Annotated in this window: 1 pseudogene; it reads left to right on the top strand. The window is 24.3% G+C overall.

From position 1 onward, the window contains the following. Positions 1-106: 106 nt before the first annotated feature. Positions 107-1344 (top strand): annotated as a pseudogene (locus CX675_RS19625) (T9SS C-terminal target domain-containing protein); the annotation flags it as partial.

Genomic DNA, 1344 nt, shown 5'->3' with positions numbered 1-1344 from the left:
GAATGACATGATTTGAAATTATAATCTTATGGAATTGTTATTTTATAATTTAAGTTATGGTAACCTTATTTTTTTAAGCTACTTTTGCTATCCTAAAAAATTATTTATGAAGAAAATCTACTTTTTATTTATTGTTTTATTTGGATTGAATATACAAGGACAGATTGTAAATATACCAGATGCTAATTTTAAAGCTAAGTTATTAAGTTCAAATCCGGGGAATATTTCATCTACTCAATCACCAAGTTCTAATGGAACTGTAACTTCTTATAATGTAATTGATCTCAATGGAGATGGTGAAATTCAATACAGTGAAGCTAGTTTAATTAAATTTTTAAATGTAGAAAATAGTTCTATTTTAAGTTTAATAGGTATTGAGGCTTTTGTTAATTTAGAATTTTTAAAATGTACCAATAATGGACTAACAAGTTTAAATTTATCTTCTAATCCTAATTTGAAAATTCTTCTTTGTAATATTAATAGCTTAACACAATTAGATACTTCAAATCAGCCAAATTTAATGCATTTAAATTGTCACATTAATCAAATTAGTTCCTTAAATTTTAGTAATAACAATTCGCTAATATTTATAGATTGTTTGAATAATAATTTACACAGCTTAGATGTGTTTAATTTAGATAATTTAGAACATTTAGATTGCTCTGGTAATAGTATTTCTAGTTTAAATTTAACAAATAATTTATTATTAAAAGTTTTGAGATTTAGGGGATTAGATTATATAGACTTAAGTAATAATACCTTATTAGAAGGTTTAACAATAAATTATTCTAGTATTACAAATTTAGATTTGTCTCAGAATCCAAATTTAGTTCATTTTTATGTAAGAAATACTCAATTACAAGAAATTAACTTAGAAAACAACTATAATGTATTAAATATTGATTGTGCTGCAAATCAATATTTGAAGAAATTAAGTCTTAAAAATGGAAGACCTGGAGCGTTTTCATCATTAAATATTAATGTTTGTCCAAACTTGCGTTTTATTTGTTGTGATTATGAGGATGCTGCATTTGTTCAACAAAAAATTGATTTAGCTGGGTTAAATTGTCATACTAATGATTATTGTACATTTAAACCAGGTGGAACCTTTTATGAAATAAATGGAAATAGCAAACTTGATTACAACAATAATGGATGTGATGTGAACGATTTAGATTATTTAAATTTAAAATTTCAAATAACAAATGGTTCTACAATTGGTAATTTTATTTCTAATTCATCAGGTAATTATGAGTTTTTTATGCAAGCAGGTTCACATACAATTACGCCAATATTAGAAAACCCCGATTATTTCAATATCTCTCCAACTAGTTTTACAGTAGG

The sequence above is a fragment of the Flavobacterium sp. J27 genome (assembly GCF_004303025.1).
Classification (GTDB): domain Bacteria; phylum Bacteroidota; class Bacteroidia; order Flavobacteriales; family Flavobacteriaceae; genus Flavobacterium.
The sequence above is the reverse complement of the archived record's forward strand: the minus strand, read 5'-3'. Positions and strand labels throughout refer to the sequence as shown.